We start from the raw sequence: 25,673 nt of genomic DNA, 5'->3' as shown, positions 1-25,673 counted from the left end.
TCAAGACTGCTATTGCAGCCGGCCTACTCGTCCAACTCGGCCTTTGCGGCTGATGGTGTCGCCTTGCCCGAGCCGCGCCTCACATTGCGGCGGATCATGCCGAAATCGGCGCCGCCGCTGGCAAAGGCCGTGACGAAGTAGAGCAGCGCCCCGCCGGCCACCAGCCCCAGCAGCGTCGTCGCCTTGACGACCAGCGGCGAGCCGGAGCCGAGCCTGGCGCTCAGCCAGTGTTCGGCGAAATAGAGGGCGACGCCCATCACCGCCGCCGACAGCACCAGACGCGGAATGCGCTTCAAGAGCGGCACGTCGCGGCCCCAATGGCCGCGCCGGATCAGCACCCCGAGCAGCATCAGCGCGTTGACCCAGCCGGCCACCGCCGAGGCCACGGCGATGCCGGGCGCGCCCATCCTCGGAAACAGCGTCAGCGCGGTGGCGACGTTCACCGCCACCGAAATGGCGGCGAAGATCATCGGCGTGCGCGTGTCCTCGCGGGCGAAATAGCCCGGGGTGAACGCCTTGATCAGCACGAAGGCCGGCAGGCCGAGCCCGAAGATCGCCAGGATCGCCGCCACAACAGGCGTCGAATGGTTGGCGGCGAACGCGCCGCGCTCATAGACCAGCCGCACGATCGGTTCAGACATGACCCAGAGCGCCACCGCAGCCGGCAAGGTCATGAACAAGGTGAATTCGACCGAGCGGTTCTGCAGATTGGCCGCCTCGATCAGATTGCCCGACTTCAGCGCCCGCGACAGTTCCGGCAACAGCACGATCGCAACGGCGACGCCGACCACGCCAAGCGGCAGCTGGTAGACGCGGTCGGCATAGGCGAGCGAGGAGACGGCGCTGTCCTGCGCCGACGCGATCGCGGTGCCGATCAGCTGGTTGATCTGGGTGATGCCGCCGGTGATCGCCGCCGGCAGCGCCAGGATCAGGAGCCGCTTCACGTTCGGCGTCATCTTCGGCCGGCGGAAACCGATCGAGATGCCGGCGTTGCGAACCGCCACCCAGACGATGGCGAGCTGCACGAGGCCCGCCGCCAGAACGCCCCAGGACAGGCTGAAGCCGACGGCCTGCGCATCCAGCCCATGATACCAGGCATAGCCAAGCACGCTGATCAGGATGATGTTGAGGAAGGCAGGCGCGACCGCCGCGGCGAAATAGCGGCGCAACGAGTTCAGCATGCCCGCCATCATGGCGGCCAGCGACATGCAGATGAGATACGGGAACATGATCGTCGCCAGCGTGACGGTCGTCTCGAACTTGCCCGGCGTGTCGGCGAAACCCGGCGCCACCAGGTAGCGCACGATCAGCGGCATCGCCAGTTCCATGGCGATGGTCAGCGCCAGCAGCGCCGTGAACAGCACCCCGAACACTTCCTCTGAAAAGCGCTTGGCGCCGTCGGTGCCGTGCGTCTCGATTTCCTTGGCGAACAATGGCACGAAGGCGGCATTGAAGGCGCCTTCGGCGAACAGCCGGCGAAAGGTGTTGGGAAACTGGAAGGCGGCGTTGAAGGCGTCGGCCACCGGTCCGGTGCCCAGTGCCGCCGCCATCAGCATCTCGCGGCCGAAACCGAGCGCGCGGCTCATCAGCGTGCCGGAAGCGACCGTTGCGAATTTCTTGACGAGGCTCATGCGTTTGGAGACTGCCTGCGCGATTGGGACAAAGTGATGGTGGCGCTCACTCGGCGGCCGCCTTGGTCCTGCTGCCGCGTTCGGAGGCCGTGCCCTCGAGCGTCGCCGTCAGCCTGTTGCGGATGGTCGTGGTGCGTGAGGGGCTGTCGATCTTCTGGCCAGTGAGATCGGTGACGTAGAACGTGTCGATCACCTTTTCGCCGAAGGTGGTGATGTGGGCTGACGCGATATCGAGCGACAGGTCGGACAGTGTTCCGGTGATCTCCGACAACAGACCCGGCCGGTCCAGCCCTTCGACCTCGATCACCGAAAATCGGTTCGACAGCGTGTTGCGAATTTCGGCGCGCGGCGCGATCCGGAAGACCTTGGCGCCGCGCTTGGGCTTGGTGCGCTTCTCGATCATCTCCGGCAGCCAGCTCTTGCCCGACAGCACGTCCTCGATCAGCCGCCCGACGCGCTCGGCGCGCCGGCGCTCGTCCTCGTCGCGGTCGAACTCCCTCGAGATCAGGATCGTGTCCAGCGCGCGGCCGTCCGAGGTGGTGAATATCTGCGCGTCGACGATGTTGCCGCCGGCCGCCGCACAGGCGCCGGCGATCACCGACAGCAGGCGCGGATGGTCCTGCGCCAGCACGGTGATCTCGGTCACCGCCTCGAACTGGTGCGTCTTGACCATGGTGGCAAGCTTGTTGCCGGCCGCATCCGCCTCGCGGATGAATTCGGCATGGCGAAGCTGGTCCGGCAGGTCTACGGTCAGCAGGTAGTTCTCATAATGCAGGCCGACATAGCGCTCGCGGACCTTGTCTGGCCAGCCGGCGAGCGCTTCGGCCAGGCGCTCGCGCGCGGCGGAAGTGCGTTGGGCGCGCGACACTTCCGAGAAGCCGCCGGTGAGCAGCAGTTCGGTCTCGTAGTACAGCGTGCGCAGCAACTGGCCCTTCCAGCCGTTCCAGACTCCCGGTCCGACGCCCCTGATGTCGCAGACGGTGAGGATGAGAAGCAGCTTCAGCCGCTCGACGGACTGCACGATCGAGGCGAAGTCCTCGATCGTCTTGCGATCGTTGAGATCGCGCGTCTGCGCCGTCATCGACATGACCAGATGGTTCTCGACCAGCCAGGCCACCGTTTCCGTGTCCGCCGTCGAAAGTCCCATATGCGGGCAGATGCGCCGGGCGATCCGGGCGCCGGCTTCCGAATGGTCCTCCGGCCTGCCCTTGGCGATGTCGTGCAGCAGCACGGCGACGTAGAGCGCCTCGCGGCTCTTTCTCAGTCCCGGCATCAGCGAATGCGACAGCGGATGCACCTTCTCGCCGTCGCCGCGCTCGATCTCGGCCAGCACGCCGATGCAGCGGATCAGATGCTCGTCAACCGTGTAATGGTGGTACATCGAGAACTGCATCATAGCGACGATCTTGCCGAAATCGGGGATCAGCCGGCCGAGCAGCCCCGCCTCGTTCATGCGGCGCAAATTGAGCTCGGCATTGCGGTCCGAGGTCAGGATGTCGAGGAACAGCCGGTTGGCCTCCTCGTCGCGCCGCAGCGACTTGTTGACCAGGCCGAGCGAGCGGGTGAGCAGCTTCAGCGCGTCGGGGTGGAATTCCAGCCCGTGCTTGTCGGCGAACCAGAACAGCCGCAAGAGATTGACCGGGTCGCGCTCGAACACCTGGTCGTCGGCGATGTTGATGCGGTGGTTGTCGACGATGAAATCCGACGTGCCGGCAAGCTTGCGCTTGCGGCGCTGGAAGGTGAGAAAGATGCGGTTGAAGCCCGGCACATGCTTGGCCTGCTCCTCTTCGAGCGCGGCGCAGAAGATACGGGTCAGGTCGCCGACATCCTTGGCGACGAGGAAATAGTGCTTCATGAAGCGCTCGACCGCCGACAGGCCGGGATGGGTGGTGTAGCCCAGCCGCTCCGCGATCTCGCGCTGGATATCGAAATGCAGCCGCTCCTCGGCCTTGCCGGTGAGGAAATGCATGTGGCAGCGCACGGCCCACAGGAAATCCTCGGCCTTCTGGAATTCGCGGTATTCGGCCTGCGTGAAGACGCCCTTCTCGACCAACTCCTCGCCGGTGCGCACGCGGTAGAAATACTTGCCGATCCAGAACAGCGTCTGCAGGTCGCGCAGGCCGCCCTTGCCGTCCTTGACGTTGGGCTCGACCAGATAGCGGCTTTCGCCGGCCTTGGCATGGCGCTCATCGCGTTCGGCGAGCTTGGCCTGCACATATTCCGGTCCGGTGGTGCGCACCACCTCGTGGTCGAAGCGCAGCATCAGTTCGTCGTAGAGCTTCTGCTCACCCCACAGGAAGCGCGCTTCCAGGATCGAGGTGCGGATGGTGATGTCGGTGCGCGACAGCCGCAGGCATTCCTCGATGTTGCGGGTCGCGTGGCCGACCTTCAGCCCCAGGTCCCACAGCATGTAGAGCATGTATTCGACTATCTGTTCGCCCCACGGCGTCTGCTTGTAGGGCAGCAGGAACAGAAGGTCGATGTCGGATCCCGGCGCCAGCGTGCCGCGGCCATAACCACCGACCGCGACGACGGCCATGCGTTCGGCGACCGAGCGGTTTTTCACCCGGTAGACATGGGTCGCGGCGAAATCGTAGAGCGCCCGGATCAGCTCATCCATCAGATGCGACAGCCGCTCGGCGCAGGCATTGCCGCCGCCATCCTGTTTCAGCATGGCCTCGGCGACCTTTCGGCCCGCGGCGAGCCGGCCCTTGAGAAGCTGGAGAACCCCGGCGCGGGCGGCCGATCCGGAGCCGTCCCCGGCCGTGGCCGCCGTCAGAGCGGTCATCTCGCGGCGCAAGGCGTCGCCGTCGATCAGTTCATCGAGCTTCAGGGAGATTTTCGCCATGGTACCGGTTGGCCTTGCCTTTTGGGCGGCGTCTATAGCGCGTTTCCGCGGCGCTGGGTATGGGGGCGGGTTGACGCGTTTCCATGGTGCGGGACACCCGCGGCAATAAAATTCAAACCAGTCCTTGACCTTCCAGTTACTGGAAGGACTACCTCCGGCTCGAAGCAGTTTGATAGAGGCATTCGAAATGACGCATTCAGATCACGATCATCACGCGCATGGTGGTTGCTGCGCGGCAAAAGGTGCGGCCGTGGATGCGGGCGCCGTCACACGCGATCCGGTCTGCGGCATGACCGTCGATCCAGCCGCCGGCAAGCCGACATCGGAGCATGGCGGCCGTCACTATCATTTCTGCAGCGAAAGCTGCCGTTCGAAATTCCAGGCCGAGCCGGAAGCATACCTGACCGCAACCGACCCCGTCTGCGGCATGAGCGTGGACCGCGCCACGGCAAAGCATTTTCTGCGCCATGACCGCCAGGGCTTCTATTTCTGCTCCGCCGGCTGCAAGTCGAAGTTCGAGGCGGCACCGCAAACCTATCTCGGCGACAGGCCGGCGCCTCAGGCGATGCCGAAAGGCACGCAATACACTTGCCCGATGCATCCCGAGATCATCCGCGACAAGCCCGGCTCCTGTCCCATCTGCGGCATGGCGCTCGAGCCGATGGGCGTTCCGACCGGTGACGAGGGGCCAAATCCCGAACTGGTCGATTTTACCAGGCGGTTCTGGGTCAGTGCAGTGCTCTCGGTGCCCCTTCTCATCGTCGCCATGGCGCCGATGATCGGTCTGTCGTTCGAGAAGCTGGTCGATGACCGGACAAAGGTCTGGATCGAGCTGGCGCTCGCAAGCCCCGTCGTGCTTTGGGCAGCATTTCCGTTCTTTCACCGCGGCTGGGACTCGATCCGCAACCGCAGCCCGAACATGTGGACGCTGATTTCGCTCGGCGTCGGTGCGGCCTATCTCTACAGCGTCGTCGCGACGCTGTTCCCGGACATTTTTCCGCATCAGTTCCGCGGCCATGGCGGGGCGGTGCCGGTTTATTTCGAGGCCGCCGCCGTCATCGTCGCGCTGGTCTTTCTCGGCCAGGTGCTGGAACTGCGCGCCCGCGAAAAGACCAGCTCGGCGATTCGCGCCTTGCTAGATCTCGCGCCCAAGACCGCCCGCCGCATAGGAGAGGACGGTTCCGAGAGCGATGTGCCGCTGGACAGCGTCAAGGCCGGCGAGCGCCTGCGCATCCGGCCCGGCGATGCCGTGCCGGTCGACGGCACCGTGCTCGAAGGCCGCTCTTCCATCGACGAATCCATGATCACGGGCGAACCGTTGCCGGTCGAGAAAGCCGAAGGTGATACCCTCACCGGCGGCACGCTCAACAAGAACGGCTCGCTGATCATGCGCGCCGAGCGCATCGGCGCCGAGACCACGCTCTCGCGCATCGTCGAGCTGGTCGCCAAGGCGCAACGCTCGCGCGCGCCGATACAAGGGTTGGCCGATCGCGTTTCCTTCTACTTCGTCCCGGCTGTCGTTCTGGTCGCCATCGCTGCCTTTGTCGCCTGGGCGATCTTTGGGCCCACGCCCAGCCTGATCTTCGCCATCGTCTCGGCGGTCTCGGTGTTGATCATTGCCTGTCCCTGCGCACTCGGCCTCGCCACGCCGATGTCGATCATGACAGCCACCGGACGTGGCGCCCACGCCGGCGTGCTGATCAAGGAGGCCGCCGCGCTCGAACGCTTCGCTTCCGTCGATACGCTGATCGTCGACAAGACGGGGACACTGACCGAAGGCCGGCCGAAACTGACGGATGTCGTAGCCGCCGATGGGTTTTCGGAGGAGGAATTGCTGGGCCTCGCCGCGAGCCTGGAGAAGGGCTCGGAGCATCCCCTGGCCGAGGCTATTGTCGAAGGCGCCGCGACCCGCGGTGTAAGGGTCGCCGAAGCCAGCGGCTTTGAGGCGGTCACCGGCAAGGGTGTTTCCGGTGCCGTTTCGGGCAGGAATGTAGCGCTCGGCAACGCCGCGATGATGCGTGATCTCGGCGTCGGCGTGTCCACCGTTTCGGCCGCGGCCGAGGCGCTGCAAGGCGATGGCAAGACGGCGATGTTCGTCGTCGTGGACAGGAAATTGGCCGGCATCGTCGCCGTCGCCGATCCGGTCAAGGCGACCACCGCCGAGGCGATCAAGGCCCTGCACGACAGCGGCTTGAGGATCATCATGGCGACCGGCGACAATGAGCGCACGGCAAACGCGATCGCCAGGAGTCTCGACATCGACGAAGTCCGCGCCGGCCTGTTGCCGGAACAGAAGGGCGCGCTGGTCGAGGAATTGCGCGGCAAGGGCGCCGGCGTCGCCATGGCCGGCGACGGCGTCAACGACGCACCGGCCTTGGCCGCCGCCGATGTCGGTATCGCCATGGGCACCGGCGCCGATGTCGCCGTCGAAAGCGCCGGCATCACTTTGGTCAAGGGCGACCTCAACGGCATCGTGCGTGCCCGCACACTGGCTCAGGCGACTATCCGCAATATCAGGCAGAACCTGTTCTTCGCCTTCCTCTACAATGTGCTTGGCGTGCCGGTCGCGGCCGGCGTGCTCTATCCGCTGACCGGCACGCTGTTGTCGCCGATGCTGGCAGCGGCGGCGATGAGCCTGTCCTCGGTTTCAGTGATCGCCAACGCGTTGCGGCTGAGGACATTGAAACTTTGAGCCGATCCCCCAAATACGAAAACCCAATGAACAGGAGACCGTCAATGACCTTGGCCAAGAAAATCGTACTGCTGCTGATGGCGGCTGGAATGCTGGTTGCCGTCTTCCTCGAAAGCGTTCCCGCACAGAGCGAGGAGATGAAGCACGACATGGCCGGCATGGCGACGGGGGCGGAAGGCCCATCGACCGCAGGCTACAAGGCGGCGATGGACAAGATGCACGCCGACATGATGGCCTCCAAATACACCGGCAATGCCGACGTCGATTTCGTCCGCGGCATGATCCCGCACCACCAGGGCGCCATCGACATGGCCAAGGTCGAACTCGCCAACGGCAAGGATCCCGAGATCCGCAAGCTGGCCGAGGCCGTCATCGCGGCGCAGGAAGCCGAGATCAAGCAGATGCAGGACTGGCTCGCCGCCCATCCGGTGAAGTAAGCTTTCGCGGCTCGGGCGAGAACGCCTCCGGATTTCTCGCCCAGAGCGGTTCAGCGTGATGGAATCGCCGACCCGCTCTAAATCTTGTTTACGCAATTCCGGACGGAAAGCCGCTACACACTTTTCCTGGAATTGCCCCAGACTGTGACGCGATCCGGTCTAAACTGGAGCCTGCCATGCCCTTGAGCGTCAGAACCACCACGCTGCCCTCCGGCGAAGCCGTTCCCGTTCTCGGCCAAGGCACTTGGAAGATGGGCGAGGATTCGCGCCGCCGCGCCGAGGAGGTGAATGCCCTCAAGCTAGGTCTCGATCTCGGCGTCAAGCTGATCGACACCGCCGAGATGTACGCCAGCGGCGGCGCCGAGGAGGTGGTGGCGGAAGCCATCGCCGGGCAGCGCGCCGAGGTCTTCCTGGTCTCGAAGGTGCTGCCGTCCAACGCCTCGCGCGCCGGTGTGCAGCGCGCCTGCGAGAACAGCCTGAAGCGCCTCGCCACCGACCGTATCGATCTTTATCTGCTGCATTGGCCAGGCAGCGTGCCCCTGGCCGAAACCGTCGAAGCCTTCGAGGCGCTGAAGAAAGCCGGCAAGATCCGCCACTGGGGCGTCAGCAATTTCGACACCGGGGAGATGGAAGAGCTGGTCGGCCTGCCCGACGGCGGTAACGTCCAGACCAACCAGGTGCTCTACAATCTGGTCCGGCGCGGCCTTGAGTTCGATCTGGCGCCTTGGAGCCGGAAACGCGGCATCCCTTTGATGGCCTATTCGCCGGTCGAGCAGGGCGCCTTGGCGCGCAATGCCAGTTTAGACGCGGTCGCCGCCCGCCACGGTGCGACCGCGGCACAAATCGCACTGGCCTGGGTGATGCACCAGGATGGCGTCATCGCCATTCCCAAGGCCAGCAGCCAGGACCATGTCCGCCAGAATGTCGCGGCGCTCGACATCGAGCTCACAGGCGAGGACCTCGCCGACCTCGACCGCGCCTTCCCGCCGCCGAGCCGCAAACGCGGGCTGGAGATGATCTGAGCGTTGTCGGTGAAGCTGCCAATCTCCCCCCTCGAGGGGGGAGATTGGCGGTTTCGGCGATACCGCCATGCCAGCAGGTTCAATCTACATTCCCGCCAGCCCCTTCAATCGATAAAGCGCTTCCAGCGCTTCCCTCGGCGTCATCTCATCGGGATTGATGTCACCGAGTGCGGCGCCCAGCGCGTCGCTCTTGACCGGCTTTGGCGCTTCCCGCTTCACCGCCACGGAAAACAGCGGCAGATCGTCGACCAGGCGGTTGGTCTTGCCCGAAACCTCGCCTTCCTCGAGCTGGTGCAGCACTTCCTTGGCACGGTCCACCACCGCCTCCGGCAGGCCGGCGAGCCGCGCCACCTGGACGCCGTAGGAGCGGTCGGCCGCGCCCTTGCCGACCTCGTGCAGGAAGACGACGTCGTTCTCCCATTCCTTGACCCGCATGGTGACGTTGTGGAGCCGCGCCAGCTTACCGGCAAGCGAGGTCATCTCGTGGAAATGCGTGGCGAAGATCGCCCGGCAGCGGTTCTTCTCGTGCAGATATTCCACCGCGGCCCAGGCGATCGACAGGCCGTCGAACGTGGCGGTGCCGCGGCCGATCTCGTCGAGGATCACCAGCGCGCGTTCGCCGGCTTGGTTGAGGATCGCCGCCGTCTCGACCATTTCGACCATGAAGGTCGATCGGCCGCGCGCCAGATCGTCCGAGGCGCCGACGCGGGAAAAGAGGCGGTCGACGACGCCGATATGGGCCGATGTCGCCGGCACGAAAGAGCCGGTCTGGGCCAGGATAGCGATCAGCGCGTTCTGCCGCAGGAATGTCGATTTACCGCCCATATTGGGGCCGGTCAGCAGCCAGATCGCGCCGTTCTTGGCGCTGCCCTCCGGCGACAGGTCGCAGTCATTGGCCACGAACGGCCCTTCGCCCGAGCGCCGCAGCGCCTGTTCGACCACGGGATGGCGCCCACCCGAAATCTCGAAGGCAAGGCTGGCATCGACCAGCGGCCGGCACCAGGCCTCGCTCTCGGACAAAAGCGCCAACGCCGCCGACACGTCCAGCACGGCGAGAGCATCGGCCCCGGCGCGGATCTTCTCCGCTTCGCCGACCGCTTCCGCCGTCAGCGCGTCGAAGGCGGCAAGCTCGATGCTCAGCGCCCGGTCGGCGGCATTGGCGATCTTCGTTTCAAGCTCAGCCAGCTCCGTCGTGGTGAAGCGCATGGCGTTGGCCATGGTCTGGCGGTGAATGAAGCGCGCCTTGGCGCCATCGCTGCCGGTCATCACGGCGTGATGGTTGGCGGTCACCTCGATATAGTAGCCGAGCACATTGTTGTGCCGGATCTTCAGGGACCGAATGCCGGTCTCCTCGATCAGCGAACGCTCCAGCCCGGCGATCACTTTTCGCGACTCGTCGCGCAGCGCCCGCATCTCGTCGAGCTCGGCGTTGTAGCCGCCTCGGATGAAGCCGCCGTCGCGCTTGAGCAGCGGCAGTTCCTCGCCAAGCGCATGCGTCAGATGCCCAGCAAGCGCTTGCGGCAGCGCCCGGATCGCTGCGAGCGCCGCCGCCAATTCACGGGGCAGGGCGGTCGCGGCAAAGATCTCCGCGATCGCGCCGGCGGCCTCGAAGCCGGCGCGCAGCGCGCCGAGGTCGCGCGGGCCGCCGCGGTTGAGCGCCAGCCGCGACAGCGCGCGCGGCATGTCGGCGACGCTCTTCAGGCTCGCCCGCACCGCCTGGCAAAGCTGCGTCTCGGAACGGAAGAACGACACCGAATCCAGCCGCGCGGCGATTGCCGCCGGGTCGGTCAGTGGCGCCATCAGCCGGTCGGCGAGCAGCCTGGCGCCGCCGCCGGTCACCGTGCGGTCGATCGCCTTGAACAATGAGCCTTCACGGCTGCCCGACAGCGTGCGCAGCAGCTCCAGGTTGCCGCGCGTCGCCGGGTCGATGAACAAAGTCGAGCCGGCCTCCTCGCGCTCGGGACGCGACAGCGGCGGCCGCTCGGCCTTCTGCGTCTTTTCGACATAGGCGATGGCGCCCGAAATCGCCGACAGTTCGGCACGCGAAAACGCACCAAAGCTGTCCGGCGTCGCCACCTCGAAGAAGCGGGCGATGCGCCCAGCGGCCGAGGCCGAATCGAACAGGCTCGGCGGCTGCGGGTTGGCGACGCGGCCGAGCACGTCGAATACCGGTCGCAATTCGGGATCGTGGAACACCGGCTCGGCGACGATCAGCTCGCGCGGATCGACGCGGAAAATGTCGGCGAGCAGCCGGTCGGCGGTGGTGTCGGTGACCCGGAAAGCCCCGGTCGAAATGTCGATCCAGGCCAGGGCAAAGCTTCCTTGGTTCCCGGTCGCGCCGCCGCGCTCCCCGCCTCTTGCATCGCCGCCGCCCTTCACCCGTCCCAGCGCCATCAGGAAACTCGATTCCGACGGCGCCAGCAATTTGTCCTCGGTGATGGTGCCAGGCGTCACCAGCCGTACCACATCGCGGCGCACCACCGATTTGGAGCCGCGCTTCTTGGCTTCGGCCGGATCCTCGATCTGCTCGCAGACGGCGACACGGAAACCCTGCGCGATCAGTTTCTGCAGATAGTCATCCGCCGCATGCACCGGCACGCCGCACATCGGGATGTCGTGGCCCTGATGCTTGCCGCGCTTGGTCAGCACGATGCCGAGCGCCCCGCTCGCCTTCTCCGCATCCTCGAAGAACAGCTCGTAGAAATCGCCCATCCGGTAGAACAGCAGCGAATCCGGGTTCGCCGCCTTGATCTCGATGAACTGCTCCATCATCGGGGTCACGCCGCCAGCGGCTGCCGGCGTGATCGCCTCGGGAGCGTCCGGTTCGTTTTGAATGTGCATGTTCATGCGCTCACGCTAGCAGATGTGGCGGCGGGGTTTAATGCCGGCCATTGGAAAAGCAGGGGAAGAACGGAGATCAACCACCATTGAACGCCATGCGTCCTTCCGACGCCAGTTCGGCAACGCTTGGCGGTTTACACGCGGCGGCGCGTGGTCTTAATTCGGAATCACACAAGGCACCCGCCTCAAGGAGGTGCCGCATGGCGAGGAAATCAAAAGCATCATGGCAAGGAAAACCGAAAACAGCGGTCCGTCCGTCAGCGCGCAGGAAGCGCTCGAATTCCACGCCATGGGGCGGCCCGGCAAGCTCGAGATCGTCGCCACCAAGCCGATGGCCACGCAGCGCGATTTGAGCCTCGCCTATTCGCCTGGCGTCGCCGTGCCGGTGCTGGCTATCGCGGAGGATCCCAGCCGCGCCTTCGACTACACGTCGCGCGGCAACATGGTCGCCGTCATCTCCAACGGCACCGCCATCCTGGGCTTGGGCAATCTCGGCGCGCTGGCCTCCAAGCCGGTCATGGAGGGCAAGGCGGTGCTGTTCAAGCGCTTCGCCGATGTCGATTCCATCGATCTCGAGGTCGACACCGAGGACGCCGACGAGTTCATCAACTGCGTGCGCTTCCTTGGGCCCTCCTTCGGCGGCATCAACCTGGAGGACATCAAGGCGCCGGAATGCTTCATCATCGAGCAGCGGCTGCGCGAACTGATGGACATCCCGGTCTTCCACGATGACCAGCACGGCACCGCCATCATCTCGGCCGCCGGCCTGATCAACGCGCTGGAGATCACCGGCCGCGACATGAAGACCACCAGGATGGTCTGCAACGGCGCCGGTGCGGCCGGCATCGCCTGTATCGAGCTGATGAAGGCGATGGGCTTTGCGCCCGAGAACATCATCCTGTGCGACACCAAGGGCGTGGTCTTCCAGGGCCGCACGGAAGGCATGAACCAGTGGAAGTCGGCGCATGCGGTCAAGACCGACGCGCGGTCGCTGGCCGAAGCGCTGGATGGCGCCGACGTCTTCCTCGGCCTTTCCGCCAAGGGCGCGCTGACCACCGCCATGGTGCGTTCCATGGCCAAGAACCCGATCATCTTCGCCATGGCCAACCCCGATCCCGAGATCACGCCCGAGGAAGTGGCGGAGATCCGCACCGACGCCATCATGGCGACCGGGCGTTCTGACTATCCCAATCAGGTCAACAACGTGCTCGGCTTTCCCTATATCTTTCGCGGTGCGCTGGATGTGCGGGCCACCACCATCAATGACGACATGAAGATCGCCGCCGCGCGTGCGCTTGCCGACCTGGCACGCAAGGACGTGCCCGACGACGTCGCGGCAGCCTACCAGGGCAACCGGCCGAAATTCGGCCCCAACTACATCATCCCGGTGCCGTTCGATCCGCGCCTGATCTCGGCCATTCCGCTGGCCGTCGCCAGGGCGGCGATGGATTCTGGCGTCGCCCGCAAGCCGATCCTCGATCTCGACCGCTACGCGCAGGAGCTGTCGGCCCGCCGCGACCCGATCGCCTCGACCTTGCAGCGCATCTACGACCGCGTGCGCCGCCAGCCCAAGCGCATCGTCTTCGCCGAGGGCGAGGAGGAGCAGGTGATGCGCGCCGCCGTCTCCTATGTGAACCAGCGGCTCGGCACCGCCATCCTGCTCGGCCGTGACGACGTCATCAAGGAGAACGCCAGGCACGCCGGCATTGATCTCGACAAGCAGGGCCTGGAGATCATCAATGCGCGCCTGTCGCGCCGCAATTCGGTCTATACCGATTATCTCTACGAGCGCATGCAGCGCAAAGGCTTCCTGTTCCGCGACTGCCAGCGCCTGATCAACAACGACCGCAACCATTTTGCCGCCTGCATGGTGGCGCTGGGCGATGCCGACGGCATCGTCACCGGCGTCACCCGCAACTATTCCACCGCGCTCGACGATGTCAGGCGCGTTATCGACGCCAAGCCCGGCCACCGCGTCATCGGCGTGTCGATCGTTTTGGCGCGCGGCCGCACCGTGATCGTCGCCGACACAGCCGTGCACGACATGCCGAACGCCGAGCAGATCGCCGACATCGCCGAGGAGGCGGCAGGCTTTGCCCGCCGCATGGGCTATGAGCCGAGGCTCGCCATGCTCGCCTATTCCACCTTCGGCCATCCCCACGGCGAGCGCTCCGAGCGCATCCAGGAAGCCGTGCGCATCCTCGACAAGCGCCGCGTCGATTTCGAGTATGACGGCGAGATGGCCGCCGACGTCGCGCTCAACGCCCGCGCCATGGCGCAATACCCGTTCATGAGGCTGACCGGCCCGGCCAATGTGCTGATCATGCCGGCCTTCCACTCTGCCTCGATCTCGACCAAGATGCTCCAGGAACTCGGCGGCTCGACGGTCATCGGCCCGCTGCTGGTCGGGCTGAACAAGCCGGTGCAGATCGTCTCGCTGAACGCCAAGGACAGCGATATCGTCAACATGGCGGCGATCGCGGCCTACACGGCGGGGACCTGAGGAAGGGGTTCGCGCGTCGGACGCGAAGCAGCGGCGGATCTGATCGCGCTTAACCCGCGGAAAAAACCCGCGCCGCCTCAACGACCTCCTTAACCTGATCTTGCCTCAGCAGGTCGATGGGAATGCGCTCGTCGAGCAGCGCGGAGGGGCGGGTCAGCCACAGCCACGCCAGCCTCGGATTGCCGATCAACGACAGCACGTCTCGAATACCCGCCACCGGTCTGCCATCGACGAACTGCGCCAGCGGGAAGACGTGCTTGCGGCCGCCCTTACGCAAGGCGACCACCTCGCCGCGCCTCTGCCAGCGGTGCAGGGTCGAGCGCGCAATGCGGAAGTTTTCTTCCAGATAGGTCGAGCCGGCGACGCGGCCGGCCCAGTCCTCGATCAGCATCGATTCGAGGTCGTCGGACTGGGTGCGCGGAAGCGGGGAGGCGGGGCCGTCGAAATCCGCCGACGGATTTGTGGCGCCCGCAGTACCGGTTTCGCTGCGGCGCGCGGCTTCCGCGGCCAGCGCACGCACGAATTTCGACGCCAGCCCCGGAAGGTCGGCATGGAGGGCATCGATGGCGCGCTGGTGCTTCGGCGACAGCAAGGTGACGGCGGACGCTATGCTGCCCGCGATCTTGCCAACCGAGACCATGGTGGGTTTGTTGATGGCCTCGTCATAGTGGGCGAGCGCCCGCTCGACCTTCTCCGCGACCATGTCCGCGAAGTCGTCTTGTTTAGGACCGGTTATGTGAAATCTGTTCATGCATCTGTCTTCTGGCCGCGAGCGCTCCTCCCCGATCGCGGCCCGTTGCTGAATTTCTAATGTAGAAAGCGGAAATCGCGGCGGCAACAAATCCGGCCGCCCGACAGCTTGCTGTCTTGCATCTTGGCACCCCAACTGGCTGAGGGCGCCCAAATGTCAGTCAAGGACGCCCAGATTGCGTGTAGGTGCGATGTGTGACAGCCGCGCGACGGTGAACGGCGGGCGCTTTTACCTTCTCCCCTTGTGGGAGAAGGTGGCCGAGCGAAGCTCGGTCGGATGAGGGGTGTTCCAGCTTGGCGCTAAGTTACCCCTCACCCGGATTGCCTTCCGATTTGCTAAGGACAAATCGGGGCAATCCGACCTCTCCCACAAGGGGAGAGGTACGAGGCACCGCCCTCTACAGCAACCCCGCCAATTCGGCTTCTTTGCGCAGATTCTGCCTTGGCCTGGGGCCGATCTGCTGGATCACCAGGCCGGCGGCCAGTGAGCCGAGATCGCCGCAGGTCTTGAGGGCGCGGCCTTGCGTGTAGCCATGCAGGAAACCGGCAGCGTAGAGATCGCCGGCGCCCGTCGTGTCGACCAGCTCCTTGATGGCGGTCGCCTGGATGACCACGGTCTCGTCGCCGCGCACGATGACCGAGCCTTTTTCCGAGCGCGTCACGGCTGCGATCTTGCAGTCCTTGCGGATCTGGGCAAGCGCCTCGTCGAAGGACGAGGTCTGGTAGAGCGACTTGATCTCATGGCTGTTGGCGAAGACGATGTCGACGGTGCCCGAGCGCATCAGGTCGAGGAATTCGTCACGGTAGCGGTCGACGCAAAACGAATCCGACAAGGTCATCGACACTTCGCGGCCCGCCGCGTGCGCCAGCTTGGCCGTCTGCCGGATCGCCTCCTTGGCGCGGGGCGGGTCCCACAAATACCCCTCGAAATAGGTGACCTTGGCGCCCGACGCCTTGTCGGCCTCGACATCCTCCGGTCCGAGCTCGACGCAGGCGCCGAGATAGGTGTTCATCGAGCGCTCGCCGTCGGGGGTAACGAAGATCATCGAGCGCGCCGTCGGCGGCTCGCCCTGAAGCGGCTTGGTGTCGAAGGCGACGCCCTGTGCGTGGATGTCGTGGGCATAGATTTCGCCCAAAGCATCGTTGGAGACCTTGCCGAAGAAGGCGGCGCGGCCACCGAAGGAGGCAACGCCGGCCGCCGTGTTGCCCGCGCTGCCACCGGACGCCTCGATCGCCGGGCCCATGCGGCTGTAGAGCAGTTCGGCGCGGTGCGTGTCGATGAGGTTCATCGCGCCCTTGATGATGCCGTTGGTCTTGAGGAATTCCTCTTCGCACTGGGCGATGATGTCGACAATCGCGTTGCCGATGCAAAGCACGTCATAGTCCGGCATCAATGTCTCCGCCAAAATCCGCGCCGGCTTCTTGCCATGCCGGCCGGGCGCGGGTCTAGCGATTTGCAACCGGTTTGCCTAGGCCATGTTCATACCGCGTGATGCCTAGGCGCTACGACAATTCGGTCGTGGCCGAAGCATTTCACCTCGGCTTTGCCTAAGAAGGGCCTTTCGATCCCGGCCCGAAGGCGGCAAGCCCATGCCTGCAAGAAACGACATGAACACCGATCTGGCGCTGCTCGGCGTCCTGGCGGTGCTTTGGGGCGCCTCCTACACCTTCATCAAGATCGGCGTCGAGACGATCCCGCCGGTGACGTTCATCGCCGCCCGCACCTTGATCGCCGGCGGCATCCTGTTCGCCGTCATCCGCTGGCGCGGGCTTGCCATGCCGGGCGATGCGGCGAGCTGGCGCCGGTTCGCCTTCCAGGCGTGCCTCAACAGCGTCATCCCGTTCACCCTGATCGCCGCCGCCGAGCGCTCGGTGGATGCCGGCCTCGCCACTATTCTCAACGCGACGTCGCCGATCTTCACCTTTCTGTTGACCGCGCTCATCACCCGCCATGAACCGGTGACGCTGCGCAAACTGATCGGCGTCGGCGCCGGCATTGCCGGGATCTGCCTCATCGTGGGCACACAGGCGCTGGGCGGTCTCGGCCATGAACTTTGGGCGCAGCTTGCCATCGTCCTTGCAACGGTCTGCTATGCGGGGGCGGCGATCTTCGGCCGAGGCTTCAAGGGCCTCGACCCGATGCTGCCCGCGGCCGGCTCGATGCTCTGCGGCGCCGTCATCCTGGTGCCGCTCAGCCTCGCCGTCGACCAGCCCTGGACGCTCGCGCCGTCGACGGCCTCGATCCTGGCCCTGCTCGGCCTGTCGGTGTTTTCGACCGCGCTGGCCTTCGTCATCTATTTCCGCCTGATCCACACGCTGGGCTCGGTCGGCACGACGTCACAGGCCTATCTGCGCGTGCCGATCGGCGTCGGCATCGGCGCAGTCTTCCTCGGCGAAAGCCTGGGTTCGACGGCCTGGCTCGGCATGGCGTTCGTCGTCGCCGGTGTCGCGGCCATGACCATTCCCACCCGCAAGCCGGCGCTCGCACAATAGGCAGCCAGGCAATCGCTTCAGACCAAATGGCGCCGACGCTCGCAAGAGGGTGGATGCGGAGAATTCGAGCCTCAAGCGATTGCCATGGCAACAGACGCTTGTGACGGGTGGACCTGCTGCCTATCCTCACGGCGTTCGAAGTGAGGTTGGAAGCACCGTGATCTCCAGCGCCGCCCGTGCCGCCGCCGGCCAGTTGTTGTCGCCCGAATTCCGCGCCGTCTTCCTTAAGACGCTGGGCCTGACTGTGCTTGCGCTGGTCGCCTTGTGGTTCGGGCTGACCAGCCTCGTCGAGTGGCTGGCGCTGCCGTGGCTGCACACGCTGTTTCCCGGTCTGCCGTCCTGGGCCGGTTGGCTGGGCGGCATCATCGCGGCCATCGCGCTTGCCTTCGGCATGGCGCTGCTCGTCGCGCCGGTCACGGCTGTCGTCGCCGGGCTGTTCCTCGACGATGTCGCCGACGTGGTGGAGCGTACCGATTATCCCGGCGATCCGCCCGGCCGCGCCATGCCGGCGCTGCGCTCGCTGGCGTTGGCGATAAAGTTCTTCGGCGTCGTCGTTCTGGGCAACATCGTCGCCCTGCTGCTCCTGCTGGTGCCGGGCGTCAACATCGCCGCCTTTTTCATCGTCAACGGCTACCTGCTCGGGCGCGAATTCTTCGAATTCGCCGCGATGCGTTTCCGTCCGGAAGAAGAGGCCAGGGCCTTGCGCCGGCACCATGCCGGGACGGTCTTTCTCGCCGGCCTGGTCATCGCGGCCTTCCTTGCCGTGCCGGTGCTCAACCTGGTGACGCCGCTCTTCGCCGCAGCCATGATGGTGCATCTGCACAAGGCGATCTCGGCCCGGCCCGATCGGCGGAGCAAGCCGTCCCGTTGATGCGTCAATCCCTACCGCAGCAGAAAGCCGCGCCCCAGTTCGTCGTCGGGCTCGACGATGAATTCCGCGCGGCCGCAATAGTAGGCGCGGCCACCCACCTGGGCGATGACCGCTTCATGCGGTCCGGCTTTCGCCGTCCGCGCCACCGCGCCGGAAAAGCGCGAGCCGGCGATGCTCTCGAAAGTGCGTGTCCGGCCTGGTGCGATCCCGCCCTTGGCATGCATCGCCGCCAGCCGGGCGCTGACGCCGGAACCGGTCGGCGAGCGGTCGACCTGCGCCTCGGCGAAGACACAGACGTTTTTCGTCGGCTCATCCGAAAACGCGTCCCGCCCATCCGTCAAAATGGTGCCGTAGAGGAAGGCGAGGTCGGCATGGTCGGGATGCGACAAGGGGAACCCGCTCTTCAGCCTTTCGGTCAGCGCCGTCGCCGCATCGACGAAATCGCGTACGCGGTCGCGGCCGAATTCGAGCCCGAACTGGCGGCAGTCGGCCAGCGCGTAGAAAGCCCCGCCATAAGCGATGTCGAAGCCGATCGCGCCGTAGCCCGGTAGCTCGATCCTGCGGTCGCGTGCGAACAAGAAAGCCGGCACGCTTTCGAACGACACAGCACCGGCCTTGCCGTCGCGCACCTCGACCGAGGCGACGACCATGCCGCAGGGCGCCTCGATGTTGACCATCGTCACCGGTTCCTGCTTGGCCACCAGCCCTTCGTCGACGGCATAGCGGCCGAGCGCGACGATGGCGTGGCCGCACATGGTCGAATAGCCCTCATTGTGCATGAACAGCACGGCAAGGTCGGCGCCCGGCAAATCGGGCTCGACCAGCAGCGCGCCATACATATCGTAATGGCCGCGTGGCTCGAACATCAGGATTTTCCGGAGATGATCGAGATGGTCGCGCACATAGGCGCGCTTTTCCAGGATCGTGCCCTTCGGGATATCGGGATAACCCCCGGTGACGATCCTCAGCGGCTCGCCGCCGGTGTGCATGTCGACGACGGTCAGCGTCATGTGTTCGGCCCGCTTATCCCGATTTGCCAAACAGCGCCTGCAACTTGCCGAAGGGCATGGCGGCGCGGGTGAAGCCGAACGTGCCGTCCTGCTGGATCTCGCGCGCCGCCGTTTCCAGCATGCCATAGGCGAAATTGGTCAACCAAGGCCCAAGCGAAACGCGCTTTGCCCCGGCCTTGGTCAGATCGGCGATGGTGAAGTCGGGCCTTGCCATGACGTTGACCGGCTTGCTCACTGCCGAGCAGAGCTTGCGCACCATCTCGACGTCGCCGATGCCCGGCGCGTAGAGCACGTCGGCGCCCGCCTTCTCGAATGCCTGCAGCCGCTTGATCGTGTCGTCGAGGTCGGACTTGCCCCAGAGGAAGTTCTCCGCTCGCGCGGTGAAGACGAAATCGCGTTTCAGCGCGCGGGCCGCTTCCGCCGCCGCCGCGACGCGCTCCACCGCGTGCGAAAAATCATAGATCGGCTTGTTCGGGTCGCCGGTGTGGTCCTCGATCGAGCAGCCGGCAAGGCCGGCGGCTTCAGCCGCGAAGATGGTTTCGGCGGCCTGCTCGGCGCTGTCGCCCTTGCCGCGTTCGAGGTCGGCCGAAACCGGCAGTTCGGTTGCCGCCGTCACCTCGCGGCAATGATGGATCATCTGGTCGAAGGTCACCGCGCCGTCCGGCAGGCCGCGCGAGAAGGCGAAACCGGCGCTGGTCGTCGCCAGCGCCTTGAAACCGAAGGATCCAAGCAGCTTCGTCGTGCCGACATCCCAAGGGTTGGGCATGACGAAGGTCGAGGCATGCAGGTCGCGAAAGATCTTGCCCTTGTCCATGGAAGTTCCCCCATCATGTTGAGTGCGATGGCGCGGATTTTAGCTTGCCCGCCTTGCCCGGGCAAACGAATGCAGTTGGCTCAGAAGCGTTTCGCCTTCTCTGCTGACAATTCGTCCGGCGCGTCCATGCAACCCCGTCAAAATCGGCGCCGATCAGTGGATCGGCACCAGTCCGGCCAGTGTGCGCATGTCGTCGAACAGGATGCCGCCGGCTCGCACCAAGCCGTCACGGTCGCTGTAGGGATCGCCATGATAGGAAAATACCCGCATGCCGGCGGCGATGCCGGCCTGTGTGCCGGCGACGCTGTCCTCGATGACGATACAGTCGGCAGGCGCAAAGCCCATCGTCTTGGCCGCATGCAGGAACAGGTCCGGGAACGGCTTGCCGCGCGCGACCATGGTCGAGGAAAACATCGCATGTTCGAACAGCGGCAGCAGGCCGGTCTGGCCAAGCGTGATGTGCATTTTCGACACCCTGGCCGAGGTGGCGACGCAATAGGCGATGCCGGCCGCGCGGACAGCCTCGACGAACTCCCGGACATAGGGAATCGCCTCGACCCCATGGGCGAACAGGTCCGGCAGCCCTGCGTTCCAGCGCTCGACGAAATCGGCGCCGAGCCTGACGCCGGTCTCTTCTTCGATCTGCTTCTGCACCGAGACCATGCTGCGGCCGGAGAAGTTCTTGCGGCAATATTCAAAGCTGGTGGGATACCCGGCTTCGCTCAGCCATTCGGCGAGACGCCGGTTGGCCAGGTTCTCGGTATCGACCAGAATTCCGTCGCAGTCGAAGATGACAAGTTTCGGTATGTTCATCAGGCCGTGCCGGTCGAGCCGAACCCGCCCGAACCGCGCGCCGTGCCGCCTGCCAGGGCGCGCTCTTCAACGCCCGCCTGCGTCACTGCGGCGAACACGATCTGGGCAATGCGCATGCCGCGCGTCACCGCAAAATCCTCGTCGCCGAGATTGACCAGCAGCACCTTCACCTCGCCGCGATAGTCGCTGTCGATCGTGCCCGGCGTGTTGAGGACGGTCAGCCCGTGTTTGAAGGCAAGGCCGGAGCGCGGCCGCACCTGGCCTTCCATCCCTTCGGGGATTTCCAGGATCAGTCCGGTCGGCACCAGAGCGCGTTTTCCCGGCAGGATCAGCAGCGGCCGATCGTCGGGCACCGCCGCGCGCAGATCCATGCCGGCCGCGCCGGTGCTTTCATAGGCAGGAAGGGGGAGTCCTTCCGCATGCGGCAACCTGACGAAGCCGACAGTCGGACCGATGACGGAGGAATTTTGGATGGCTGCGCGCATAAAATCGATCCTATCGGCGCGATTGCCGATTCGGTCAATTCGCCCGCAACCCTATCAACGGCTTTCTTTCGGGCATCACTATGGCCGGAGCCAACCCTTAGCGCACTTCCATCGGCACCACCGTCGTCTCCTTGATCTCCTCCATCACGAAGGATGCCGAAACGTCCGACAGCGCCACCTTGGCGATCAGCCGCTGGTAGAGCCGGTCATACGCCTTCACGTCGGCGACGCGGGCGCGCAGGACATAGTCGAGGTCGCCGGACATGCGGTAGACTCCGGTGATCTCGGAAAACCCCGTCACCGCCGCCCGGAATTTCTGCAACCACTCGGGATCATGATTTGAAGTTCGGACCAGGATGAACACGGAGAGGCCGAGCCCGAGCTTCTCGGCATCGACCAACGCCACCCGGCCGGTGATGACGCCATCCTCCTCCAGCCGCTTGACGCGCCGCCAGCAGGCGTTGCGCGACAAGGCCACCCGTTCGGACAGCTGATCGACCGACAACGTGCCGTCGCGTTGCAATTCGGCGAGCAATTTCCGATCAATTTCGTCGATCTCGATAGCCATGTGGGATGTTTGTCCCATGAACAAGCAAAATACAAGGATATTTTGAGACCGATGAACCAACGAACCGTGCCAGGATACCCGATATCAGGAACTTTAAGCGCTGAAGGGGAAGCAGCATGTCGTTTGCAAGGATTTTCACCTCCCATCCGGCCAAGGTCGGCGAAACCTATTTCGGTCACATGGCCTTTGCCGCCTGGTTTTCCTCGCGCCTGCTGACGGCCGCCGGGGCCGCCCTCGTTCACGCTTTCTTGCCATTTCTGTTCGAGACTACCGCCAGCCGAATCGTCCGCGAGCTTTACGAGCGGACGCACAACAGAGGTTCGCACGCGGTCACGGAGCCCAAGGCCCTTCTCGATCGCGCTTAGGAACGGAAGAAGCGATGTGCCGGTGGGCGGCCTATCTCGGTGAAGCGGTCTTCCTCGAAGACATCCTCACGGCGCCCTGCCACTCGCTGATCGCCCAGAGCCATTGCGCCGAGGAAGCCAAGTCGCCGACCAATGGCGATGGTTTCGGCCTTGCCTGGTATGGCGACCGGTCCGAGCCCGGCCTCTACCGCGACATCCTGCCGGCCTGGTCCGATCCCAACCTGAAGAGCCTGTGCCGGCAGATCAAATCCGGATTGTTCCTCGCCCATGTGCGCGCCTCGACCGGCGGCGCCACCAGCCGCATGAACTGCCATCCCTTCATCTCAGGCCCTTGGTCGTTCATGCACAACGGCCAGATCGGCGGCTTCGAGAAGATCCGCCGCGCGCTGGAAAATTCGCTGTCCGACGCCGTCTTCGACCAGCGCGAGGGCACTACCGATTCCGAGCTGTTTTTTCTCCTGATGATCGACGAAGGGTTGGCCGCCGATCCGCAAGGCGCCGTCGCCCGTGCCACCAGCCGCGTGCTGGAGACTTCGCGGCGTGCCGGCATCGAGCCGGCGCTGAAGCTGACGGCCGCCTTTTCCGACGGGCAGGCGCTCCACGCGGTCCGCTACGCCACGGATGACCACGCGCCCACCCTCTATACCGCCGCCAAGGGCGGCGGCCGCTGCATCGTCTCCGAACCCTTCGACCGTGAAGGCGGCGACTGGCAGGCGATCCCGCCATCGAGCTTCGTCACCATGACCAGGCGCGGCGTGAGTATTCAGCCGTTTGCGCCGGCCCCGGCGAAGTTGGCGCTGGCCGGGTAGTCTTCGTCAAACTGCAACGTCGCGGGACAAAAGGGCTCGCCGTAAAGCGCTGACCTCGATAGTGCAGCCTGCACAATTCCGATCAGGCACAGCCGATCCTCAAACGCTCAACTCCGCTTGAAACCGTGCCGTTGTCCGCCATCTTGACGGACAAGCGCGGCCAAGTCGGAGCATTCACCATGGAACTCGTCTTCTCCTCAACCGTCGACCTCGCCGCCGCCATCGCCGCGCGCGAAATCTCCGCCGTTGAAGCGCTCGATGCCCATCTGGCGCAGATCGACAGTCATAACGAAGCAGTCAACGCGGTCGTCTCGCTCGACAGGGAAGGTGCGCGCGAACGCGCCAACCAATCCGATGCGACACTCGCAAGCGGCGCTGCGCTCGGACCGCTGCACGGCATCCCGTTCGCCCTGAAGGACATGCACCAGACATCAGGCATGACGACCACGGTCGGCTTCCCGCCTTTCGCCGATTATGCGGCGAAAGAAGACAGCCCGGTCGTTGCCAGGCTGAAGGCGGCCGGCGGCGTGCTGATGGCCAAGACCAATGTCGCCAGCATGCTGTCCGACTGGCAATCGAAAAATCCGCTGTTCGGCCGGACCAGCAACCCCTGGAATCTTGAGCGCACCGCAGGCGGTTCCAGCGGCGGCGCTGCGGCCGCGATTTGCGCCGGGATGACACCGTTCGATGTCGGCACCGACATGCAGGATTCGATCCGTCTCCCCGCCGCGTTTTGCGGTGTTTATGGCCTGAAACCAACGGAGCATCGCGTCTCGCTGGCCGGCGCTTTTCCGGACCCGGGCGACGCCGCGCGCAGCGTCCGGTTGATGTCCTGTCTCGGGCCGCTGGCGCGCAGCGTGGACGATTTGTCCTTGATCTATCAAATCATCGCCGGAGCGGACGGGCGCGACACCGATGTCGCCCCGGTGCCGGTCGAAGACATGCCGAAGCTCGACCTCAAGACACTACGCATCGCCTTCGCGTCGTCGTTTCCCGGCTTCCCGGTGGCTGGCGACATCAGTGCAGCGGTCGACAACCTTGCAGGGCAGTTGCAATCGGCTGGTGCCATTGTCGAGGAAGCGAAACTGCCCAAGCTCGATCTGCGTGATGATCTAAGGCACGGCGGAGCTCTGATTGGCATGATGATGGAGGCGACGCAACCCGGGCCGCCGGAACAGCCGACCCCCGTCTCGCGCTGGTTCGAAGCGCTCGCCCGTCGCGACAAATCCATCCTCGCCTGGGACGCCTTCTTCGACAGTTGCGACGCGCTGCTCTGCCCGGTGGCCATGACTAGCGCGTTTCCTCATTGCGAGCCCGGCGCACCGGTCAAGGTCGATGGCAAGGACCAAGACTACTGGATGCTCCCGGCCTATGGCGCGGTGTTCAATTACAGTGGCCATCCGGCACTTTCGATGCCGTACGGACAGGACCGAGACCGCCTGCCGATCGGTCTGCAACTGGTCGGCAAACGCTGGTCGGAATCACGGCTGCTCGCTATTGCCGGGGCTATGGCGCCGTTGACCGGCGGCTTCAGCCGTCCACCAAACTATTGAGCGAACCGATCCAACCCGTAGGGCGCCAGCAGCGGATCGCGCTCGCCGTCGAGGATTTCGCGCGCGGCGAACAAGCCGACCGCCGGCGCCAGCGTGATGCCGGAATGCGTGACCGCGATATAGAGGCCGTCCATGCCCTCGGCGCGGCCGATGATCGGGAAGCCGTCGATCGGCGTCGGCCGGTAACCGACCGTATGGAAATCGAGCTCCAGGCCGTCGCCGCCGCGCAGCATCGCTTGCAGCGCCGCAAACAGCTCGCGCGCCGTCGCCGCCGCATCCACCCCCGGATCGGCACCGCCAAAATCCGACCCGGCGATGATGCGGCCTTGCGCCGTCTGGCGCATGTGCAGCCGCTCGGCCAGCACCAGCCCGTTTAGCAATTTTCTGTAAGGCCGCGAATGGACGATCAGGCCGGGCGGCATTTCGATCGGTAGCTTTATGCCGGCCGTCGCGGCAATCTCCGGCGAGCCGACGCCGGCCGCGATCACCACCTCATCGGCGGCGAGCAGGCCATGGGCGGTGTCCACGCCCGTCGTCCTGCCCCCGGTCTGAACAAGCGCTGTAACCGTGCTGGAGACGATGCGCGCACCGCGCTGTTCGGCGTCGGCCAGCAGCGCTTTTGTTGCCGCGACCGGCTCGGCGACGCCCTCCTCGGCGACATGCAAGGCAAAGTCGGGAAGCTCGGCGAGATTGGGCTCGATGCCAGCCGCGCCGGCACCGTCGACGCGCCTGATGCCATAACCCCAGGACGAATGCTCCGCCGCATAGGCCTCCAATTTGTCCGCCGGCAAGTCCCAGCACAGCCCGCCGCACCAGGCGAGCGGAAGGCCGGGCAGCTCGTTTGCCAGCCGTTTCCACTCCGCCATGGCGCGGGTGCGCAGCCGGAAATAGACTTCCGGATTGCCCCAGCTGGCATTGATCCAGGCGAAGGAATTCGGCGTGGCGATCCCGCCGGCGCCGCTCTCGGAAACGACGGTGACCCGTGCCCCGGCCTTGGCCAGGTGCCGGGCGATGGAAGCGCCGATGATACCGGCGCCGATGACGATGACTTCCTTCGCGCTGCTCATGCTCTGGCTCTTGATGGGAGTTGTCCCGTCATGCCATCGCATCGGTTCGATCTCAAGGGTAAGGTCAGGACTGGCACCGGTTGCGGATATGACGATCCGCT

Annotated in this window: 19 protein-coding genes and 1 pseudogene; 9 read left to right on the top strand and 11 right to left on the bottom strand. The window is 65.2% G+C overall.

The features are described from left to right. Window positions 1-23: 23 nt before the first annotated feature. Together murJ and LB533_RS22935 are read right to left on the bottom strand one after the other, a co-directional pair. Window positions 24-1,631, bottom strand: a complete 1,608-nt coding sequence (murJ, locus tag LB533_RS22940; protein WP_140643652.1) for a murein biosynthesis integral membrane protein MurJ — start codon at window positions 1,629-1,631, stop codon at window positions 24-26. Window positions 1,632-1,677: 46 nt separating this feature from the next. Beyond that, window positions 1,678-4,479 carry a [protein-PII] uridylyltransferase gene (locus LB533_RS22935; RefSeq protein WP_224678268.1) on the bottom strand — a complete coding sequence of 934 codons (2,802 nt, stop codon included), beginning with the start codon at window positions 4,477-4,479 and terminating at the stop codon, window positions 1,678-1,680. A 187-nt stretch (window positions 4,480-4,666) separates the two neighbouring features. On the opposite strand from LB533_RS22935, the gene LB533_RS22930 reads away from it, so the two are divergent. From LB533_RS22930 to LB533_RS22920, 3 genes are all read left to right on the top strand, one after another. Next, window positions 4,667-7,171, top strand: coding sequence for a heavy metal translocating P-type ATPase (locus LB533_RS22930; protein ID WP_224678267.1), 2,505 nt, complete (start codon window positions 4,667-4,669; stop codon window positions 7,169-7,171). Window positions 7,172-7,215: 44 nt separating this feature from the next. Continuing rightward, the gene (locus LB533_RS22925) at window positions 7,216-7,608 is read left to right on the top strand and encodes a DUF305 domain-containing protein (protein ID WP_140643648.1); all 393 of its coding nucleotides are present in this window, start codon (window positions 7,216-7,218) and stop codon (window positions 7,606-7,608) included. Window positions 7,609-7,784: 176 nt separating this feature from the next. Then, on the top strand, window positions 7,785-8,630 hold the full coding sequence (locus LB533_RS22920; RefSeq protein WP_224678266.1) for an aldo/keto reductase: 846 nt from the start codon (window positions 7,785-7,787) through the stop codon (window positions 8,628-8,630). 84 nt (window positions 8,631-8,714) lie between these two features. Here LB533_RS22920 and mutS read toward each other — a convergent pair whose 3' ends face one another. Next, the gene (gene mutS / locus LB533_RS22915) at window positions 8,715-11,477 is read right to left on the bottom strand and encodes a DNA mismatch repair protein MutS (protein ID WP_140643644.1); all 2,763 of its coding nucleotides are present in this window, start codon (window positions 11,475-11,477) and stop codon (window positions 8,715-8,717) included. Window positions 11,478-11,694: 217 nt separating this feature from the next. Between mutS and LB533_RS22910 the strand changes: the two genes are divergently transcribed. Then, window positions 11,695-13,974, top strand: coding sequence for an NADP-dependent malic enzyme (locus tag LB533_RS22910; RefSeq protein ID WP_140497115.1), 2,280 nt, complete (start codon window positions 11,695-11,697; stop codon window positions 13,972-13,974). Window positions 13,975-14,023: 49 nt separating this feature from the next. Here the strand turns inward: LB533_RS22910 and LB533_RS22905 are convergent, their stop codons facing one another. After that, on the bottom strand, window positions 14,024-14,725 hold the full coding sequence (locus LB533_RS22905) for a hypothetical protein (RefSeq protein ID WP_140643642.1): 702 nt from the start codon (window positions 14,723-14,725) through the stop codon (window positions 14,024-14,026). 397 nt (window positions 14,726-15,122) lie between these two features. Continuing rightward, window positions 15,123-16,115 (bottom strand): adenosine kinase, encoded by a 993-nt coding sequence (locus tag LB533_RS22900; RefSeq protein WP_140640172.1) that lies wholly within the window; start codon window positions 16,113-16,115, stop codon window positions 15,123-15,125. Window positions 16,116-16,332: 217 nt separating this feature from the next. Between LB533_RS22900 and LB533_RS22895 the strand changes: the two genes are divergently transcribed. Continuing rightward, window positions 16,333-17,217, top strand: a complete 885-nt coding sequence (locus LB533_RS22895) for an EamA family transporter (RefSeq protein ID WP_224678265.1) — start codon at window positions 16,333-16,335, stop codon at window positions 17,215-17,217. 157 nt (window positions 17,218-17,374) lie between these two features. Further along, complete coding sequence (locus tag LB533_RS22890) at window positions 17,375-18,088, top strand: sulfate transporter family protein (protein WP_224678264.1); 714 nt, start codon at window positions 17,375-17,377, stop codon at window positions 18,086-18,088. An 11-nt stretch (window positions 18,089-18,099) separates the two neighbouring features. Here the strand turns inward: LB533_RS22890 and LB533_RS22885 are convergent, their stop codons facing one another. The 5 genes from LB533_RS22885 to LB533_RS22865 all read right to left on the bottom strand — a co-directional run bounded on the left by LB533_RS22885 (window position 18,100) and on the right by LB533_RS22865 (window position 21,778). Then, complete coding sequence (locus LB533_RS22885) at window positions 18,100-19,098, bottom strand: proline racemase family protein (RefSeq protein ID WP_140640169.1); 999 nt, start codon at window positions 19,096-19,098, stop codon at window positions 18,100-18,102. A gap of 13 nt (window positions 19,099-19,111) precedes the next feature. Continuing rightward, a complete protein-coding gene (locus LB533_RS22880; RefSeq protein ID WP_140640167.1) occupies window positions 19,112-19,912 on the bottom strand; it encodes an isocitrate lyase/phosphoenolpyruvate mutase family protein in 801 nt (266 codons plus the stop codon). A 153-nt stretch (window positions 19,913-20,065) separates the two neighbouring features. Then, window positions 20,066-20,725: an HAD family hydrolase gene (locus LB533_RS22875; RefSeq protein ID WP_181169383.1), complete on the bottom strand. Its 660-nt coding sequence runs from the start codon at window positions 20,723-20,725 to the stop codon at window positions 20,066-20,068. Next, window positions 20,725-21,210, bottom strand: coding sequence for a dUTP diphosphatase (dut, locus tag LB533_RS22870; RefSeq protein WP_140640163.1), 486 nt, complete (start codon window positions 21,208-21,210; stop codon window positions 20,725-20,727). Before dut ends, LB533_RS22875 begins: the two co-directional genes overlap by 1 nt. A 97-nt stretch (window positions 21,211-21,307) precedes the next feature. Next, window positions 21,308-21,778, bottom strand: coding sequence for an Lrp/AsnC family transcriptional regulator (locus tag LB533_RS22865; RefSeq protein ID WP_140497095.1), 471 nt, complete (start codon window positions 21,776-21,778; stop codon window positions 21,308-21,310). A gap of 116 nt (window positions 21,779-21,894) precedes the next feature. Between LB533_RS22865 and LB533_RS22860 the strand changes: the two genes are divergently transcribed. The 3 genes from LB533_RS22860 (at window position 21,895) to LB533_RS22850 (ending at window position 24,505) form a co-directional block, all read left to right on the top strand. Beyond that, complete coding sequence (locus LB533_RS22860) at window positions 21,895-22,143, top strand: DUF6356 family protein (protein WP_140640161.1); 249 nt, start codon at window positions 21,895-21,897, stop codon at window positions 22,141-22,143. 14 nt (window positions 22,144-22,157) lie between these two features. After that, window positions 22,158-22,952 (top strand): class II glutamine amidotransferase, encoded by a 795-nt coding sequence (locus LB533_RS22855; protein ID WP_140640159.1) that lies wholly within the window; start codon window positions 22,158-22,160, stop codon window positions 22,950-22,952. Between the two features lie 179 nt (window positions 22,953-23,131). Further along, on the top strand, window positions 23,132-24,505 hold the full coding sequence (locus LB533_RS22850) for an amidase (RefSeq protein ID WP_140640157.1): 1,374 nt from the start codon (window positions 23,132-23,134) through the stop codon (window positions 24,503-24,505). Here LB533_RS22850 and LB533_RS22845 read toward each other — a convergent pair. Continuing rightward, window positions 24,499-25,671 (bottom strand): annotated as a pseudogene (locus LB533_RS22845) (FAD-dependent oxidoreductase); the annotation flags it as partial. The gene LB533_RS22850 and the pseudogene LB533_RS22845 sit on opposite strands and share 7 nt — an antisense overlap. Window positions 25,672-25,673 lie beyond the last annotated feature (2 nt).

This window comes from Mesorhizobium sp. BR1-1-13 (genome assembly GCF_020165515.1).
Taxonomy (GTDB): Bacteria; Pseudomonadota; Alphaproteobacteria; order Rhizobiales; family Rhizobiaceae; genus Mesorhizobium.
The sequence above is the reverse complement of the archived record's forward strand: the minus strand, read 5'-3'. Positions and strand labels throughout refer to the sequence as shown.

Coding starts and splice junctions, on each gene's coding strand:
- LB533_RS22855 (WP_140640159.1), top strand. CDS start 22,158: ATGTGCCGGTGGGCGGCCTATCTCGGTGAAGCGGTCTTCCTCGAAGAC.
- LB533_RS22905 (WP_140643642.1), bottom strand. CDS start 14,725: ATGAACAGATTTCACATAACCGGTCCTAAACAAGACGACTTCGCGGAC.
- mutS (WP_140643644.1), bottom strand. CDS start 11,477: ATGAACATGCACATTCAAAACGAACCGGACGCTCCCGAGGCGATCACG.
- LB533_RS22860 (WP_140640161.1), top strand. CDS start 21,895: ATGTCGTTTGCAAGGATTTTCACCTCCCATCCGGCCAAGGTCGGCGAA.
- LB533_RS22900 (WP_140640172.1), bottom strand. CDS start 16,115: ATGCCGGACTATGACGTGCTTTGCATCGGCAACGCGATTGTCGACATC.
- LB533_RS22885 (WP_140640169.1), bottom strand. CDS start 19,098: ATGACGCTGACCGTCGTCGACATGCACACCGGCGGCGAGCCGCTGAGG.
- LB533_RS22910 (WP_140497115.1), top strand. CDS start 11,695: ATGGCAAGGAAAACCGAAAACAGCGGTCCGTCCGTCAGCGCGCAGGAA.
- LB533_RS22935 (WP_224678268.1), bottom strand. CDS start 4,479: ATGGCGAAAATCTCCCTGAAGCTCGATGAACTGATCGACGGCGACGCC.
- murJ (WP_140643652.1), bottom strand. CDS start 1,631: ATGAGCCTCGTCAAGAAATTCGCAACGGTCGCTTCCGGCACGCTGATG.
- dut (WP_140640163.1), bottom strand. CDS start 21,210: ATGCGCGCAGCCATCCAAAATTCCTCCGTCATCGGTCCGACTGTCGGC.
- LB533_RS22925 (WP_140643648.1), top strand. CDS start 7,216: ATGACCTTGGCCAAGAAAATCGTACTGCTGCTGATGGCGGCTGGAATG.
- LB533_RS22880 (WP_140640167.1), bottom strand. CDS start 19,912: ATGGACAAGGGCAAGATCTTTCGCGACCTGCATGCCTCGACCTTCGTC.
- LB533_RS22895 (WP_224678265.1), top strand. CDS start 16,333: ATGAACACCGATCTGGCGCTGCTCGGCGTCCTGGCGGTGCTTTGGGGC.
- LB533_RS22865 (WP_140497095.1), bottom strand. CDS start 21,778: ATGGCTATCGAGATCGACGAAATTGATCGGAAATTGCTCGCCGAATTG.
- LB533_RS22930 (WP_224678267.1), top strand. CDS start 4,667: ATGACGCATTCAGATCACGATCATCACGCGCATGGTGGTTGCTGCGCG.
- LB533_RS22875 (WP_181169383.1), bottom strand. CDS start 20,725: ATGAACATACCGAAACTTGTCATCTTCGACTGCGACGGAATTCTGGTC.
- LB533_RS22920 (WP_224678266.1), top strand. CDS start 7,785: ATGCCCTTGAGCGTCAGAACCACCACGCTGCCCTCCGGCGAAGCCGTT.
- LB533_RS22850 (WP_140640157.1), top strand. CDS start 23,132: ATGGAACTCGTCTTCTCCTCAACCGTCGACCTCGCCGCCGCCATCGCC.